Here is a 15,833-nt window from a genome sequence, read left to right on the forward strand (position 1 = left end):
TAACATCATGGGCAAGGAAGTGACGAGCCTGCGTGAGCGTCAGCGCCTGATGACGCGGCGGACGATTCAGCAGCACGCGATGCGCCTGTTCCTTGAGCGGGGCTACGACGAGACGACGGTGAACGATGTCGCACGGGCGGCAGGTGTGTCGTCGATGACCGTTTACCGCCACTTTCCAACCAAGGAAGATCTCGTGCTCAGCGATGAGTACGACCCGCTGATCGTGCAGCGGATCGCGGCACGGCCGGCTGACGAACCGCTGATGCGACGCATCGGCGCAACCTTGGTGGAGGAAGTCGGCAAGGTGGTGAGCGATGACGAGAGTTTCGAACACGGTGTCGTCGCCCCTGCGGGGAAGGAACTGCTCTTGGCCCGCCTGCGACTCGTGCTGGCCACGCCGGCCCTACGAGCGCGACGCTGGGACAGCCAGTACGCCACCCAGAAAGCCATCGTCGAAGCCCTGCGCGGCGATCCACCGGATCCCGAGCTGGAGTTCCGGTTGTGGGTGGCCGCTGGAGCGTGCTTGGCGGCGGTGAGCGCCGCGCTGCTTCGGTGGGCCGAAGAGAACGGCCGTCCCGATCTGCCCCAGCTGATGACCCAGGCTTTGACCATCGTGTCGGAACGGCAGCGCTGATGGACAGCCAGAATCAGGGGCGCTCAATCTACCGCGGCGCCGAACGACAGCAGCAGGTCCGCGACTGGTGTACCCGCCGGCTGGAGCAGTGGTCTGTGCCTCATCGGCGAGACGATGTGCCGAGCTGCGTCGGCTCCACCCATGTGGTGTCCCTGGGCTCGGGTTCGCCGACCGTTGTGGTGGTGCCCGGCACCAACGTCAGCGCTGCGCTGTTGGAGTCGCTCGCCTCAGTGCTCGCACCGACCTTTTCGGTCTTGTTGCTGGACCTTCCCGGTCAGCCGGGGCTGAGCGCCGGTCATCGCCCCCGCCGGGATCGGCTGGCCTGGTACGGGCGATGGCTGGCCGACGTCCTCGCCCAGACGATCCCGGACACGGCGATCGTGGTGGGTCATTCCCTGGGCGGCGCCATCACGCTGGCCTGTGACTCGCCCCGCATCGCAGGACGAGTGCTGGTGTCCACCGCAGGACTGACGCGCCTGATACCCGGCATCGGCGTCATGCGCGCGACCATACCCTGGATGCTCGGCCCGACCCCGGCCCGCAGCACGGCGCTGCTCAGGCACTTCTTCGCTCCCGGTCACACACCGCCGCCCCATCTGGTCGAGTGGTACACCCTCATAGCACGGGCATGCCGGACCAGCCTGGCACCGCCGGTGCTGCCCAGCGAGCTCCTCGCACAACGCACGAACGTGCCACGCCTCGTGGTGACCGGCCGGCACGACGTGTTCCTGCCGCCGAGGCGGCTCCGCGGTCCGGCCGGCCGGCGACTCGGCGCCGACCTGACCGTGATACCCGGCGCCGGGCACATGGTGACCGATGAACAACCGCAGTCCCTCGCGTCACTGATCAGCGCGATGAGCGCCCCGGCACCGGGATGACCGGTCCTGGGGGACTGTTCCGGCGGTGCTGCTCCGGTCCCTCCAGGAGGCGCAGGAGATGCTCGACGTCTGCGCCGGCTCGGCCGTTCGGCCGACCCGGCTCGGCCGTTCGGCCGACCCGGATCGCCCTTTCGGACGATGATCGAACTCGGCGCGGTCAGGAACGATGCTCCCTGTGAAGCGATACGTGACGATCGGCATCGTGGCGTCGGCCGCGCTCCCGGTCCTGGCCGGCGGGGCGTCCGCCTCTGCCCAGGTCTTTCCGAGAACCCATTCCGTCGGATCCGGCGTGTCATGGCACGCCTGTGCGGACCGGCCGGGAGCCGAGTGCGGCGTGATCGAGGTGCCGCTCGACTGGAACGCCCCGTCGGGCACCAAGATCAAGCTGTCTGTCGTGCGCCGGAAGGCCACCGATCCCGCCGCACGGGTGGGAGCTCTCTTCTACAACCCGGGCGGTCCCGGCGTACCCGCTGGCCTGCTGGTGCGCGACTACGCCGCCGACACCTTCTCCGAGGAGCTGCGCCGCCGCTTCGACATCGTGGGCATCGACCCGCGTGGAGTGGGGGAGAGCACGCCCGCGCTGCGGTGCGGGCAGCCCGTCCACAACCCCGAGATCAGCCAGTTCCCGCAGAGCAGGGCCGGATACGACCGGCTCGTCGACTCGAACGCGGCCGTCGGCCGCAGCTGCCTCAAAGCCACCGGTCCGCTGCTGGGGCAGCTCGACACGGCGAACGTGGCACGCGACTTCGACCAGGTGCGGGCCGCCCTCGGCGAGGCGAAGATCAGTTTCTTCGGCAAGTCGTACGGCAGCATGCTCGGGACGCAGTACGCCCGGCTGTTCCCGGGCAGGGTGCGCACGATGGCCCTGGACGGCGCCGTCGATCCGGCCGTACCCGCATCGCGGCTGGTCACCGACGCCGCCAAGGCGGTGGAGGACTCCTTCGAGCGGTTCACCGACTGGTGTGACCGCACCCCGGGGTGCGCCCTGCACGGTCGTGACGTCGGCCAGGTGTGGGACCGCCTGGTCGCCGAGGCCGAGCGCGCGCCGATCGGCGTGTCAGGCGGCCGGCCGCTGACCGCCGAGGAGCTGCGCTACTCCGCGTACGCGCTCCTCACCATGACCCCGGAATTCGCCGGCAACCTCGCCACCGCCATCAAGCAGGCCGAACGAGGCGACGCCCAGCTCTTCGCGAGCATACGGGCCCAGGCCCTGGACGATCCGGTGAGCACGGCCGCCTACCGGTCGATCCTCTGCCAGGACATCGATCCCCGGATCCGCGGCTACGCCGACGTGCGTAACCGGATGCGGCAGATCCGCGAAGCGGCCCCTCACATGCGGGGCACGTCCGAGTTCTGGGACATGACCGCGGGGTGCGTGGGCTGGCCGATCGCGCCCGCTCGCTCGCGGCAGAGCGCGATCAGGGACGTGCCGCCGATCCTGGTGATCGGCAACACCCACGACCCCGCCACGCCGCTCCGGTGGGCGCGCGGCCTTTCTGAACGCATCCAGGGGGCGGGGCTGCTGACCAACGACGGGGACGGCCACACCGCCTATCGGAGGTCCGCCTGCGCGACGAAGCACATCGACACCTACCTCGTGACCGGCACGTTGCCTGCCGCCGGATCGGTGTGCACGAAATGATCGGGCCGGACCGCGCGGGCACCGGCGACGTGCCCGGCCGAATGGGCCCACCCGAGGACGTTTAATTTCAAATGATACCGTATCGAATGAAAGGGTAGCTGGTAATATGGGTTCATGAGCGCCGACGTTCCTGACACAACCGCTGCTTCGCGGGCGACCGACCGCCCCGGGGATGCCTCGCCGTTCGCTCTCGGCTTGCTACTGCGCCAGGCGCACTGGCGCGCGGCCACGGTGATGGCGGAGGCGCTCCGGCCGCTCGGCATCGAGTTGCGGCATTTCGCCGTGCTGATCGTGCTGGTCGACCGCGGGCCCACGGTGCAGCGGGACCTGGCGGCGGCGACGGGGTCGGACAAGGCGGGAATCATGCGGGTCGTGGACGACCTGGAGCGCAAGGGGCTGGCCGTACGCAAGGCCGTTCCGGGGGATCGGCGGGTGCGGGCAGTGGAGATCACGCCTGCGGGCATCGAGCTTTTCGATGCGGCTCATGTGGCGGCGGGGCCGCTGGCTGAGCGTCTGGTTGCCGAATTGGGGCCCGGCGAGCCCGAGCTGTTGAGGGATCTGCTGACCCGGTTTGCCTATCCTGCGGGCGGCGAGGCGTAAGCGCGCCGGTTGCCTGCCGCGTGGACGTTGTCTCATGCGGCGTTCGCGGCGGCTGGGAGGCGCCAGCGGGCGGCTGCCGGCAACTGGCAGTGTTTCGGCGCGCCCGCCGCCCTGTTCTGCTACATCGACCGCGACTTGGGCCTGCCGCAATGGGCCGATGTCGGCATGTATCTGCAGACCGTCATGCTGCTGCTGCGTGCCGAAGGGCTGCACAGTTGCCCGCAGATGGCGTGGTCGGTGCATCGCAGGACGGTCGCGGAGGTCCTGTCGCCTCCGGACGGGCTGATCCTGTTCTGTGGCATGTCGATCGGGTTCGAGGACGTCACGGTGGGTTACGCCCGTACGGGCCGGGCGCCGCTCGACGAGACGGTCACGTTCGTCGAGGATTAGTACGGCACTCGCCTGCGACGTGCCCGCCACGGGGACGCGAGCGGCGCCGGCGCCGTCGGAGCAGCCGGTCACGTCGGCGGCGAAGAGCTCTTCGAGCGCCGTCAGTTCGCCGGAGCGGGCGGCGGCGACGAAGGCGGTCAGCAGCCTGCGTTGGTCGGCTCTGGTCACGGGTGTGCGGCGTTCGACGAGCACGTGTTTGCGGGCCCTGCTGACCAACTGGCGCACGGCCGCCTCGTTGAGCCGGACGATGCCGGCGATCTGCCGGTAGGGGTAGTCGAACGCCTCTCGCAGCACGTACGCCGCCCGTTCGGTCGGCGAGAGCCGCTCCAGGAGCAGCAGCACCGCCAATTCCAGGGCCTCGCCCCACTCGGCGCCGAGGCAGGGGTCCGCGCCGGTGCCGACGGGTTCGGGCAGCCACGGGCCGGGGTAGGTCTCGCGGCGGACGCGGGCGGACCGGGCGGCGTTGATGGCCAGCCGCGTGGTCGTCGTCGCCAGAAACCCGGCCGGGCTGTCCACCGTGGCGCGGTCGTACGTCTGCCAGCGCAGCCAGACGTCCTGCACCAGGTCTTCGGCTTCGGTCGCGCTGCCCAGCATCCGGTACGCGATGCCGAACAGACGCGGCCGCACGCCGGTGAACATCGCCGCCGCCTGTTCGAGATCTTCCGGACCGCCTGATCCAGGATCCGCCACTGCCATCGCCCCCTGTTCAGGCGTCCCCTTTGCCATCGAATGCGAGCTTTGGGATTTTTCTTGACTGTTTACCCCTTTAGCGGTCGCATACCGGACTGGATGTCACAAATCACGCCGCTACTCGGTCTTGCTTCCGTCATGGCTTTCAGATGCGGCCAAAGGAGCACCATGCATTCGCCAGAGAACCGGACAGCCACCTCCGTCCTGGTCATCGGCACAGGAGGAGCCGGGCTGCGGGCCGCCATCGAGCTCGCCGAGCGCGGGGTGGGCGTGCTGGCGGTGGGCAAGCGGCCGAAGGCGGACGCGCACACCTCGCTCGCGGCGGGCGGCATCAATGCGGCGCTCGCCACGATGGATCCCGAGGACACCTGGCAGCAGCACGCGGCGGACACCCTCAAAGAGAGCTACCTCCTCGCCAACCCGCAGACGGTGCGGATCGTCGCCGAGGGGGCCGCGCGGGGCATAGAGGACCTCGAGCGCTGGGGCATGCCGTTCGCGCGCGAACAGGATGGGCGCATCTCGCAACGCTTCTTCGGCGCCCACACCTACCGGCGCACCGCCTACGCCGGGGACTACACCGGACTCGAGATCCAGCGCACCTTGATCAACCGGGCGGCGCAACTCGATGTCCCCATCCTCGACACCGTGTACATCACCCGCATCCTCGTCCGCGACAACGCGGTCTTCGGCGCGTACGGGTTCGACCTGACCGACGGCACCCGCTACGTCATCCATGCCGACGCGGTGATCCTGGCCGCCGGCGGCCACACCAGGATCTGGCGGCGCACCTCCTCCCGGAGGGACGAGAACACCGGCGACTCCTTCCGCCTGGCCGTTCTCGCCGGCTGCCGCATCCGCGACCCCGAACTGGTGCAGTTCCACCCGTCCGGTCTCATCGCGCCCGAGAACGCGGCCGGCACGCTCGTCTCTGAAGCGGCCCGGGGGGAGGGCGGAATCCTGCGCAACCAGCTCGGCGAGCGGTTCATGTCCCGGTACGACCCGGAGCGCATGGAGCTGTCCACGCGCGACCGCATCGCACTGGCCGCCTACACGGAGATCAAGGAAGGCCGCGGGACCCCGGACGGCGGCGTCTGGCTCGATGTGTCGCATCTGCCGCGCGAGACGATCATGACGCGGTTGCCGCGCGTCTACCAGACGCTCCTGGAGCTGCAGATGCTCGACATCACCCAGGACCCGATCGAGATCGCGCCGACCGCGCACTATTCGATGGGCGGGGTCTGGGTACGGCCCGAGGACCACGGCACGGGCGTCGACGGCCTGTACGCGATCGGGGAGGCAGCCAGCGGCCTGCACGGCGCCAACCGGCTCGGCGGCAACTCCCTCATCGAACTCCTCGTCTTCGGCCGCATCGTCGGGCGGGCGGCGGCCGAGTATTCCGCGGGCCTCGACGCCCAGCGCCGCTCGGCCGGGGCACTGGACGCGGCGCGGGCCGAAGTGGACGAGCTCCTCGCCGCCGACGGCCCCGAGAACGTACGGTCACTGCAGCGAGCCCTCCGCAACGTCATGACCGAGCACGCCGGCGTGGTCCGCGACGAGAGCGGCCTGCTGAAGGGCCTCGCCGAACTCGCCGCGGTGGAGGCGCGCATCGCCGACGTCGGCGTGCATCCGGACATCGCCGGCTTCCAGGACCTGGCGCACGCCTTCGACCTGAAGTCCGCGGCCCTCGCCGCGCGCGCGACGATCGAGACCGCACTCGAGCGTCGCGAGACCCGCGGCTGCCACAACCGCTCCGACTACCCCGAGCTCGATCCCGCGCTGCAGGTCAACTTCGTGTGGTCCGGCCCCGGATCGGTGGCGAAGGAGGCCATCCCGCCGATCCCCGCCGAGATCGCGGCGCTCATGCGCGAGGTCTCGACTGTCGGAAAACTCGTCGAGTAGTCACCACGGCGAACATCCCGGTGGCCGGATCGCGGCGCACCGCCGACGGCGCGCTGGCGCCCTTCTCCTGACTCTCCCCTGAAAGGACGACAACGATGAGCCCTGTAGTCGTGGGCGTGGACGACTCCGAGGAAAGCCTGCGAGCTGTGGAGTGGGCCGCCGGGGAGGCCGAACGCCGCCGGCGGCCGCTGCGGATCCTGCACGCCTTCATCTGGCCCCTCCTGGGAGCACCCCTCGGACCGGCGCCGGGAGCGCCCCCCGAAGGCGGCCTCCGGCACGCCGCCGAACGCATCCTGGCCACCGCGGTGGCCCGTGCGCGGGCGGTCGTACCCGACATCGAGGTGACCACCGGCCTGCCGGAAAGCGAGCCCGCCACCGCGCTGCTGCACCACTCTCACCAAGCAGAACTTCTCGTCGTGGGCAGCCGAGGGCTCGGCGAAGTGGGCGGCCTGCTCCTGGGATCGGTGGGCGCCCGGCTCGGGACCGAGGCCGCCTGCCCGGTGGTCGTCGTACGCGGGTCTGTCACGCCGCGCGGACCTGTCGTGGTGGGCATCGCCGACCACGGCGAGCGCGAGGCGTTGCTGCCGTTCGCGTTCGCGCACGCCGCCCGGACGGCGAACACCCTCGTACTGGCGCACGTCAGCGCCGAGGGACCGGCCGATCCGAGTCGCGCGGCCCCGCCGGAGCACGTCCTGGACCGCTGGCAGGAGCGCTTCCCCGCGGTCACGATCGTCCAGGAGCCGCTCACCGGCCGGCCGGACAAGGCGCTGATGCACGCCGCGGCCCAGGCATCCCTGCTGGTTGTCGGCTCGCACCACCGCCACGAGCTCGGCGCGCTGATGCGCGGCTCAGTCAGCCAGAGCGTCCTGCATCATGCCACCTGCCCGGTGGCGATCATCCAGGTCCGGCAGCCGGCGGGATCATCGCGATCTTGATGAGGTGCCCTCCCACGGCCGCTCCAGCATCTTCGGTGAACGGTGAGATGTCCGGACTGGGCAAAATCTTCACGGCAGCTGTCACGGGACCGGAGGCTGGTCTGTCTTAGCTGGAGGATCGGTTGGCACATGGGTGCCCCGGCGGACAGAAAGGGTTCTGCCATGAAGGTCGTCGTGGTCGGCGGGACGGGCCTGATCGGGTCGAAGCTGGTGGCGAAGCTGGGCGAGCACGGTCACGAGGCGGTGGCGGCGGCGCCGAGCACCGGTGTCAACACCCTCACCGGGGAAGGGCTGGCGGAGGTGCTGGCGGGTGCGCAGGTGGTGATCGACGTGTCGAACTCGCCGTCGTTCGAGCCCGCCGCGGTGATGGAGTTCTTCACGACCTCCACGCGCAATCTGCTGGCGGCGGAGGCGGCGGCCGGGGTCGGTCACCATGTCGCGCTGTCGGTCGTGGGAACGGAGCGGATGCCGGAGAACGGCTACTTCGCGGCGAAGGTCGCTCAGGAGCAGCTGATCGAGAAGTCGTCGATCCCGTTCTCGCTCGTGCACGCCACCCAGTTCTTCGAGTTCACCCGCAGCATCGCCGATGCGGCCACGGACGGCGACGCGGTGCGGATCGCGCCCGTGCTCTACCAGCCCATCGCGGGGGAGGAGGTCGCCCAGGCGGTCGGCCGGGTCGCGGAGGGGCAGCCGCTGAACGGCCGGGTCGAGGTGGCCGGGCCCGAGCAGTCCCGGATGGACGAGTTCTTCCGCGACGCCCTGGCCGCCTGGGGTGACCCGCGCGAGGTGGTCACCGACCCGCAGGCGCGCTACTACGGCAGCGTGCCGGCCGAGCGGACGCTGGTGCCGGGTGAGGGCGCGATCATCGGCAAGATCCGATACCGCGACTGGCTCGGGCAGAACGCCGCCGAGTAACCGCGCACCTTCACTTCAGATCACGAATCGTGGTCCATGTCCGAGAACGATCCAGCCACCGTCGGTACCAAGCCGGGGTCGGCCGGGTGGCAGACGACACTCACCGTGCCGCAGGAGGGCGAGCCGGACCGGGCGCTCGAGCGGGCTGCGTCCGGCTTCGTCGAGCGAACGCCACGAGCCCATCGACAAGATCGAGCATCGGCGCCCTGCACGGCTGACCCGCCTCACCGTTGGAGCCGGGCGTCGGCCTCGGTCAGGAAGACGTCCAGCACCCCGTCGCCGACCTGGGGCTGGGCCGAGCCCCAGCGGTTGCGCGGGGGGCTGACCCGGATGGCGCGGGCCTGCCGCTGCAGGTCACGCGACTCGGCGAGCAACGCGTCGGCCGTGGCCTCGTCTCCGGCCTCCCGGGCGCGGAGCACGTCGAGCATGGCCACCATCGCCCGGCCCCACAACTCGGTGGCGTCCAGCCACGAAGCGGCGTCATCGGTGAAGCCCCTCTCCACCGATCCGCCGCGGATGGTGGCCGGCGCCGTGGCGATGGCCTTCGCGTACGGGCGCATCGCAGCGATCGCGTCGGCGCGCCGCCCGTCGTCCCATGCCTGCCAGAACGCGGCCACCCGCTTGGCGAGCTCGGGTGCCTGGGGCTGCCAGGGGGTGCCGCCGAAGGTCGGCGCCATGTGCTCCAGGTCGCCGAAGATCAGCAGGGCCTCGGTGGCCGCCTTGTCGCCGCCCGCGAGATAGGCCATCGCACGCGGCCAGCTCTTCCGCGCGTCGTACGCCTGGTCGTTCCAGGTGAAGTCCGCGGCGCCGAAGACCGCGACCTTGCTCGCGTACGGCTGGTTCATCGGGTTGGCCACGATGCCGGACAGGTGCGCGGCCAAGCCGCCCTCACGCTTGTCGTAGGGCGCCAGCAGCAGCCGGCCGCTGGTCTCGCCGTAGTCGTTGACCGGGTAGTTGTCCCAGACGAAGACCTTGCGCCCGAACAGCTCCGCCGCCTTCTCGGCCTGCGCGTTGGTGATCTCCGGGGGCACGGTGTCGGTGCCGGTCCACATCACCTCGATCGCGGGATCGAGGGACTGCCGCATGGTCTGCTTGTACGTGGTGTCGGTCAGATCGCCGTACTCGGTGGGCACCATCTGCAGCGGCCGGGCGCCTTCGCGGGTGGCGATGAAGTTCCGCTGCAGGTCGTTGAGCAGATCGACCTGGGCCTTCGCCGCGGCGGTGCGTCCGGCGGGGCCGTACGCGGCCTCGTCCGCCGCGCAGTTCCAGCGGGTGTAGCTGATGTCGTCCAGCGGGATGGAGAACGCCCTGGCGCCCAGGTCGTAGAGCGCCTGGAGCTTCCGCGTGAGGCTGTCGCGGTCCGCGCGGTCGGAGTAGCAGATCGACACGCCCGGGGAGAGCGCGAAGGTGAAGCGGACATGGTTCGCGCCGGCCCGTGCCACCAGCTCGCCCAGCTCGGCGAGCTTGTCCGCCGGGTAGGGGTCGCGCCACTTGTCGCGATGGTAGGGATCGTCCTTGGGCGCGTAGATGTAGGTGTTGGCCTTGACGTCGCCGTAGAAGTCCATCTGGTCGAGGCGTTCGGCGTGTGTCCACGGCGCACCGTAGAAGCCCTCGATGGTTCCGCGCAGCGGCATGGACGGGAAGTCGCTGACCTGCACCCCCGCCACCTTCCAGCCGTCACCGGATGGGACGAACAACTGGCGCAGCGTCTGCACGGCATAGAACTGGCCTGCGGCGTCGGCACCGCCGAGAGCGATCTGGCGCGTCTTGCCGCCCGAGACCCGCAACGCGTACCCCTCGGCCCTGCCCGGCACGGCCGTGTCGCCGAGCGCCTGCGCGATGTCCGGGCGTGCCGCGGGTCCTAAGCGCACCATGAGCCGCTCGGGCGCGGCCGGGGGGATCCTGTCGGGGGCGACTATGTCCACCCGGTCGGCGCCGTGCGCCTTGAGCTCCCGTACGAGGCGGTCGCGCGCCGCGGGGTCGGTCCGGTCGTCGGCGATCACGAGCACCCGGCCGGTGACGACGGCGGCGGCACCGACGCTGTCCAGCGACTGCGGAGCCGGCGACACCGAGGGTAAGGAGCCGCCCGGGACAGGAGCGGAATGGGCCGCGGGGACGGGCAGGAGTGCCCCGGCACACAGGGTCGCGGCCAGCGCAAGGCAGGTGGTGGGGGTGATCTTGCGTCTTCTCACGAAACTCTCCACTGGTCTGTACCGACAAGGTGATCAAGCTGTCAATGAGAGAGGACCTGAAGGGGAGGAGAATGAGATCGGCGTCTTTACTGTCAAGAGTTGCATTACGGCACTTGCACAGCAAACTACGAATTCACCACCACCGGCCTTTGCGACGGCTCGGACGGTGTCACGTCACCAGGTGACGGGCAGCTCGTGCATGCCGTAAACGGTGGCGTCGTCCTTGAACGCGAGCTGCTCGGCGGGGACAGCCAGCCGCAGGCCCGGGATCCGCCGGAACAGGCTGTTGAAGACGATCTCCAACTCCACGCGGGCGAGGTTCTGGCCCAGGCACTGGTGCGGGCCGTAGCCGAACGCCAGGTGGCTGCGAGCGTCGCGCTCGATGTCGAACGTCTCGGCGTCCGCGAACACCTCCGGATCGCGGTTGCCGGCGTTCGCGAGCGTGAGCACGCCTTCTCCCGCGGGGATGAGCGTGCCGCCGAGCTCCACATCCTCGACGGCCACCCGCATGATGGCGAACTCGGCGATGGTGAAGTGCCGCAGGAGCTCCTCGACCGCGCCCGGCGCCTTGCCCGGGTCCTCGCGCAGCGCGGCGAGCGCGTCGGGGTGCCGCAGCAGCATGTACGTGCCCAGCGAGATCATGTTCGCCGTGGTCTCGTGCCCGGCGATCAGCAGCAGGAACGCCAGGCTGAGCAGGGCGCCATGGTCCACCTCGCCGCTCTCGCGCTGCTTGAGGATCTGGCGGCCGAGCAGGTCGTCGGTCGGGTCCTCCGCCTTGGCCTTGATCAGCTTGTCCAGGTAAATGGCCAGTTCGAGGGAGGCGTGCTGCCGTTCCTGCGCTGTGACGGTGTGGTTGAGCAACTGCGCCGAGTGCGTCTGGAAGAAGTCGTGCTCCTCGTACGGCACGCCGAGCAACTCGCAGATCACCAGCGAGGGCACCGGAAGGGCCAGCGCCCGCACCAGGTCGACCGGGCGCGGCCCGTCCAGCATGGCGTCGAGGTGCTCGTCCACGATCTGCTGGATGCGCGGCCGCAGGGCCGCCATGCGTCTGACGGTGAACTCCCCGATCACGGCGCGACGTGCGTGACCGTGCTCGGGCGGGTCCATCTCCAGCATCATCTTGGGCAGCGGCGACTGGCCCGGCTCCATCTCGCCGTTCAGCCTGGGGGCGTTGGGATGGCGGCGGTCGGCGCTGAAGCGCGGGTCGCTCAGGACCGTGCGGATGTCCTGGTAGCGGGCGGCGATCCAGGCGGCCGAGCCACCCGGCAGCCGGACCTTGGTGACCGGCTGCTCACGCAGGAAGCGGAGGTGCTGTGCGGGCGGCGCGTACGGGCAGGTGCGGGTGATCTGGAGCGTCTCAGCGGAGTCAGCGGTCACGGTTGTCCCCAATCGGCATGCCATTCCAACTTCCCTACAGCTGTAGGTTAACCTACGGATGTAGGGCACAGTACACTGAGGCGTGGCCCTCCCCAGAGACAGAAACGGCGAGCTGAGCGATCCGCGGGTGCGCCGCACACAGGCGGCCCTGCAACGCACGCTGATCGACCTCGTCCAGGACCGCGACCTGTCCCGGATCAGCGTCGCCGATGTCGCCGAACGCGCCGGGGTGAGCCGCTCCACGTTCTACGACCACTACCGTGACGTGCACGAACTGGCCGAGGCGGCGTGCACCGCGATGATCGACGACCTGATCGAGGCCATACCCGACCCCGGCGCAGGGGACGTCCCGCACGGGACCACCGACACCCTGCTGACCTTCTTCGCCCACCTCGGCGAGCACGCCGGCCTCTACCGCAGCCTGCTCGGACCCCAGGGCAGCGCGCGCGTCATCGACCACGTACGCCGCCGTGCCACCGTCGCGGCCTACGTCGGCGCGCGCCGGGCCGCCACAGGCGAGGACACCCCACCGCCCGCCGACTACACGGCGCAGGTCCCGCATGATGTGCCCGCCGCGTTCACCGCGGGAGCGCTCATCGGTGTCGCCGCCGACTGGCTGCAGCGCGGATGCCCGCGCTCGCCCGCCGAGATGGCCGCCCTGACCTGGCCGCTGCTGACAGCTCCCTACCGTGGGGACGGCCGCGCGCAGGCCTGAAGCCCGCCGGCCACCGGCCGATCAGGTCCGCCCGGAGCAGCGAGAGGTACCGGCCAGGCTGGATGCCCGACCCCGGACGCCAGCGCGTCCAGATCAGCCGCAGTCCACCGGGCGGTGACCAGACGGGCGGTCAGGTCGCGGGCCAGAGCGGTCAACCAGCCGACCCGCTGCACCAGCAGCTTCTGGGAGACGATCTCGCTGGTCTTTTCCACGGTGGCGCCATGGGCGGTGCAGGGGACGGTCGCGGTCGGTGTGCTCATGCGCCGCCCTCTGCCCGGAGGCCGCATCGATGCGTGCGCTGCACGAGCTGCACTCCGCCCACCCCCGCCGCCCGCCTCATGTGTCCACAACTTGTGACCGTTATGCCACTCACAGTTTGCAGCAGGGATAGAACGTTTGAGCGACAAGACTCCGGATGTCGTTCGCCCGCCTCAGCTCACCGGGGGCGAATGCTCGCACCCGCGCTCAAACCACACAATGACCGCTCCTGGGCTGCACGACTCCGCGCTGCAGATCGCCCTCCGGCTGCTGCCGACCTCAGCAAACCCGGTAAGGGATCATGGCAGAACTACGAACGTTCATACCCTCACCAACACCGAACGCAGCGTCGCGGACCTCGTCGCCCAAGGACTCACCAACCGTCAGGTGGCCGGCCAGATGTTCCTGTCCCCGCACACGGTCTCGTTCCACCTGTGCCAGGTCTTCCGCAAACTCGGCATCGGCTCCCGGGTGGAACTGGCCCGCCACGCCGCCGGACAACCATCTCAAGAGTCGTCACCGAACGACGACCTTTGCGACTGACTGATCCGGATATAAGCGGTTCAGGAGCCTTTGCTGGGACTGGCCGTGAAGAAGGGCGTGAGATCAAGTTCCTCCGGGACCTCCATGAGCTTGCGCACCAGCCTGCCGTCGAACGCCACGACCTGAACCTCGCTGTGCGCGGCGTGGTTGTCCAGCTCCCAGCAGTAGAGGCGCGACTCGTCGTACCAGCCGAGCACCTTGTCGCAGTCGGAGGAGAACCTGCGGACCTGCTTGCCGGTGCCGGTGTCCCAGAGGCAGTGGTCGCCGTCGGTGTCGCCCGGGCAGTCGGTCACGAACATCTTGCCCGAGGGTGAGAACATGCGACGGGTGCCGGCCTTCAGCGCCCCGACACCGGGCACGTCGCGCGTACGCCTGCCGGAGCTGTCGAAGAAGCGCAGTCCCTTGTCCTCGCCGTAGGCGATGACCACGCCTTGCCCGTTGCCGTCCCAGCCGAAGGAGCTGGCCCGGATCGAGGTGTCGGGCACGTCGACCACGCTGACCTTGGCCTGGGCCACGTCGACGATGGCGAAGCCCAGGGTGATCCAGTCGTCGCCGCTGTTGTCCTTCACCTTCTTCTCGATGTTGAGCAGCACCTTTGAGCCGTCCTTGGACCAGGCGCGGATGGTGCTGATCAGCGGCTTCCGTATGGTCTTGACCCGGAAACTGGAGCCCGCCTCCCTGTCGGTGATGAGCACCGAGTCGTAGTCGTCGGAGGTGTAGTACTGCGGCCTGCCGGCGAGGTGGCGGCCGTCGGGGGAGACCAGCGACTCCCAGTTGGCGGAATGCTTCTCGAACGTGCCGCGCAGCGATTGCCTGGCGAAGTCGACGTCGTCGTCGAGGTTCTTGTTGTAGATCTCGTACGCCGTCAGCGCGATCAGGTCGGACGGGTGCTCGTAGAGGGTGATCGCTCCCCCGGGAAGCGTGGTCTTCGAGGGCGCGGCCGGGGTCGCCGGCTGCGGCGCCTGGGTCGTCTCCTTCGGCGCCGGGGTCGACGGTCCCGCCGCGGGCGGGGTGTTCCGCAGCACCGCGGTCGCGACGGCCCCGGCCAGCACGAGCACCAGGGCGGCCGCGGCCGCACCGCCGATGACCATCGGCCGCCTGCCCGTCGTCCGGGTGGCGCCAGGGCGGCCGGCCGGCGAGGCTTCCTTTGCTCCCCACACGAGCAGGCTGGAGTCGGGCACCGGGTACCCCAGCAGCCGCTTGATCACCTGCTCGGCCGTCAGCCGCTGGGCCGGATCCTTGGAAAGATACCTCAGCACCACCTCGCGCAGCGGCCCGTCGAGCCGGCCCAGATCGGGCGGGGCAGTGAGCACCCGGTTGATCACCAGCTGCAGGGCGTCGTTGCTGAACGGCGCCCGTCCGCTGGACGCGAAGACCATCGTGCCGGCCCAGGAGAACATGTCGGCCGCCGGCCCGACCGCGTGCCCCATGATCTGCTCGGGAGACATGTACGCGGGCGTGCCCACCGGCGTGTTGCTGAACGTCGAGGTGGCGTTGAGCGTACGGGCGATGCCGAAGTCGATCACGCGCGGCCCGTCCGCGGCGAGGATGACGTTGGCCGGCTTGAAGTCCCGGTGCACGATCCCGGACTGGTGGATCGCGGCCAGCGCGGTGGCGGTGCCGATGGCCAGCCGATCCAGCGCCGGGCCGGTTCGCGGGCCGTCCTCCTGCACGATCTGCTGCAGGGACGGGCCCTCGACGAACTCGCTGACGATGTACGGCCGGTCCTGCTCGACACCCGTGCCCAGCACGGCCGCAGTGCAGAACGGCGCCACGCTCCGGGCGACTTCCGCCTCGCGCAGGAAGCGCCCGACGCTGACCGCGTCGCCCGACTGATCCTGCTGCAGCCACTTGACGGCCACGTGCGCGCCTGCGGGGTTTCTGGCCAGATAGACGACGCCCTGCCCGCCCTCGCCCAGCCTGCCGAGCAGCTCCAGTTCCCCGAACCGCTGAGGGTCGCCGGACGTAAGAGGTGCGGAAGGTGGCAGTTCGCGTTTTTTGGCTCCATAGAGCGGATCCATGGAACTTTCCGGGTGGTCTTTCATGGGGGAACCATGCATTTCTGCGCCGCCGGGGCCGTCGGAACGTCGTTGTCTGCGGCACGGTAGCCCCGGCCACGGGGGACCGGTCCCGGACGGCAGCCGTGGCGGCGTGCGCCTGCCCCC

At 69.9% G+C, this 15,833-nt stretch carries 13 protein-coding genes and 1 pseudogene; 9 read left to right on the forward strand and 5 right to left on the reverse strand.

Annotation, left to right across the window (positions count from 1 at the left end):
- Positions 1–7 precede the first annotated feature (7 nt).
- From ABN273_RS47005 to ABN273_RS59900, 4 genes are all read left to right on the forward strand, one after another.
- Positions 8–634, forward strand: a complete 627-nt coding sequence (locus ABN273_RS47005; RefSeq protein ID WP_349456106.1) for a TetR/AcrR family transcriptional regulator — start codon at positions 8–10, stop codon at positions 632–634.
- Positions 634–1,512, forward strand: a complete 879-nt coding sequence (locus tag ABN273_RS47010; protein ID WP_349456107.1) for an alpha/beta fold hydrolase — start codon at positions 634–636, stop codon at positions 1,510–1,512. Before ABN273_RS47005 ends, ABN273_RS47010 begins: the two co-directional genes overlap by 1 nt.
- Before the next feature lie 175 nt (positions 1,513–1,687).
- Positions 1,688–3,154, forward strand: a complete 1,467-nt coding sequence (locus ABN273_RS47015; protein ID WP_349456108.1) for an alpha/beta hydrolase — start codon at positions 1,688–1,690, stop codon at positions 3,152–3,154.
- Between the two features lie 234 nt (positions 3,155–3,388).
- A complete protein-coding gene (locus tag ABN273_RS59900; protein ID WP_502911243.1) occupies positions 3,389–3,754 on the forward strand; it encodes a MarR family winged helix-turn-helix transcriptional regulator in 366 nt (121 codons plus the stop codon).
- 591 nt (positions 3,755–4,345) lie between these two features.
- On the opposite strand, the pseudogene ABN273_RS47025 reads toward ABN273_RS59900, so the two are convergent.
- Positions 4,346–4,870: pseudogene (locus ABN273_RS47025) on the reverse strand (sigma-70 family RNA polymerase sigma factor); the annotation flags it as partial.
- Between the two features lie 132 nt (positions 4,871–5,002).
- Here ABN273_RS47025 and ABN273_RS47030 point away from each other — a divergent pair.
- The 3 genes from ABN273_RS47030 to ABN273_RS47040 all read left to right on the forward strand — a co-directional run bounded on the left by ABN273_RS47030 (position 5,003) and on the right by ABN273_RS47040 (position 8,583).
- The gene (locus ABN273_RS47030) at positions 5,003–6,733 is read left to right on the forward strand and encodes an FAD-dependent oxidoreductase (RefSeq protein WP_349456109.1); all 1,731 of its coding nucleotides are present in this window, start codon (positions 5,003–5,005) and stop codon (positions 6,731–6,733) included.
- Positions 6,734–6,828: 95 nt separating this feature from the next.
- Complete coding sequence (locus ABN273_RS47035) at positions 6,829–7,668, forward strand: universal stress protein (RefSeq protein ID WP_349456110.1); 840 nt, start codon at positions 6,829–6,831, stop codon at positions 7,666–7,668.
- A gap of 162 nt (positions 7,669–7,830) precedes the next feature.
- A complete protein-coding gene (locus ABN273_RS47040; RefSeq protein WP_349456111.1) occupies positions 7,831–8,583 on the forward strand; it encodes an SDR family oxidoreductase in 753 nt (250 codons plus the stop codon).
- Between the two features lie 224 nt (positions 8,584–8,807).
- Here ABN273_RS47040 and ABN273_RS47045 read toward each other — a convergent pair whose 3' ends face one another.
- A complete protein-coding gene (locus ABN273_RS47045) occupies positions 8,808–10,775 on the reverse strand; it encodes a glycoside hydrolase family 84 protein (RefSeq protein ID WP_349456112.1) in 1,968 nt (655 codons plus the stop codon).
- Positions 10,776–10,949: 174 nt separating this feature from the next.
- Positions 10,950–12,152 carry a cytochrome P450 gene (locus ABN273_RS47050; RefSeq protein WP_349456113.1) on the reverse strand — a complete coding sequence of 401 codons (1,203 nt, stop codon included), beginning with the start codon at positions 12,150–12,152 and terminating at the stop codon, positions 10,950–10,952.
- Between the two features lie 82 nt (positions 12,153–12,234).
- Between ABN273_RS47050 and ABN273_RS47055 the strand changes: the two genes are divergently transcribed.
- Positions 12,235–12,867: a TetR/AcrR family transcriptional regulator gene (locus ABN273_RS47055; protein WP_349456114.1), complete on the forward strand. Its 633-nt coding sequence runs from the start codon at positions 12,235–12,237 to the stop codon at positions 12,865–12,867.
- Here ABN273_RS47055 and ABN273_RS47060 read toward each other — a convergent pair.
- Complete coding sequence (locus tag ABN273_RS47060; protein WP_349456115.1) at positions 12,837–13,127, reverse strand: hypothetical protein; 291 nt, start codon at positions 13,125–13,127, stop codon at positions 12,837–12,839. The two genes, ABN273_RS47055 and ABN273_RS47060, sit on opposite strands and share 31 nt — an antisense overlap.
- A 136-nt stretch (positions 13,128–13,263) precedes the next feature.
- On the opposite strand from ABN273_RS47060, the gene ABN273_RS47065 reads away from it, so the two are divergent.
- On the forward strand, positions 13,264–13,668 hold the full coding sequence (locus ABN273_RS47065; RefSeq protein WP_349456116.1) for a helix-turn-helix domain-containing protein: 405 nt from the start codon (positions 13,264–13,266) through the stop codon (positions 13,666–13,668).
- A 20-nt stretch (positions 13,669–13,688) separates the two neighbouring features.
- Here the strand turns inward: ABN273_RS47065 and ABN273_RS47070 are convergent, their stop codons facing one another.
- A complete protein-coding gene (locus ABN273_RS47070; protein WP_349456117.1) occupies positions 13,689–15,713 on the reverse strand; it encodes a protein kinase domain-containing protein in 2,025 nt (674 codons plus the stop codon).
- Between the last annotated feature and the right edge of the window lie 120 nt (positions 15,714–15,833).

The organism is Nonomuraea sp. B19D2, from assembly GCF_040137845.1.
GTDB lineage: Bacteria > Actinomycetota > Actinomycetes > Streptosporangiales > Streptosporangiaceae > Nonomuraea.

Coding starts and splice junctions, on each gene's coding strand:
- ABN273_RS47005 (WP_349456106.1), top strand. CDS start 8: ATGGGCAAGGAAGTGACGAGCCTGCGTGAGCGTCAGCGCCTGATGACG.
- ABN273_RS47010 (WP_349456107.1), top strand. CDS start 634: ATGGACAGCCAGAATCAGGGGCGCTCAATCTACCGCGGCGCCGAACGA.
- ABN273_RS59900 (WP_502911243.1), top strand. CDS start 3,389: ATGGCGGAGGCGCTCCGGCCGCTCGGCATCGAGTTGCGGCATTTCGCC.
- ABN273_RS47070 (WP_349456117.1), bottom strand. CDS start 15,713: ATGAAAGACCACCCGGAAAGTTCCATGGATCCGCTCTATGGAGCCAAA.
- ABN273_RS47030 (WP_349456109.1), top strand. CDS start 5,003: ATGCATTCGCCAGAGAACCGGACAGCCACCTCCGTCCTGGTCATCGGC.
- ABN273_RS47040 (WP_349456111.1), top strand. CDS start 7,831: ATGAAGGTCGTCGTGGTCGGCGGGACGGGCCTGATCGGGTCGAAGCTG.
- ABN273_RS47035 (WP_349456110.1), top strand. CDS start 6,829: ATGAGCCCTGTAGTCGTGGGCGTGGACGACTCCGAGGAAAGCCTGCGA.
- ABN273_RS47060 (WP_349456115.1), bottom strand. CDS start 13,127: ATGAGCACACCGACCGCGACCGTCCCCTGCACCGCCCATGGCGCCACC.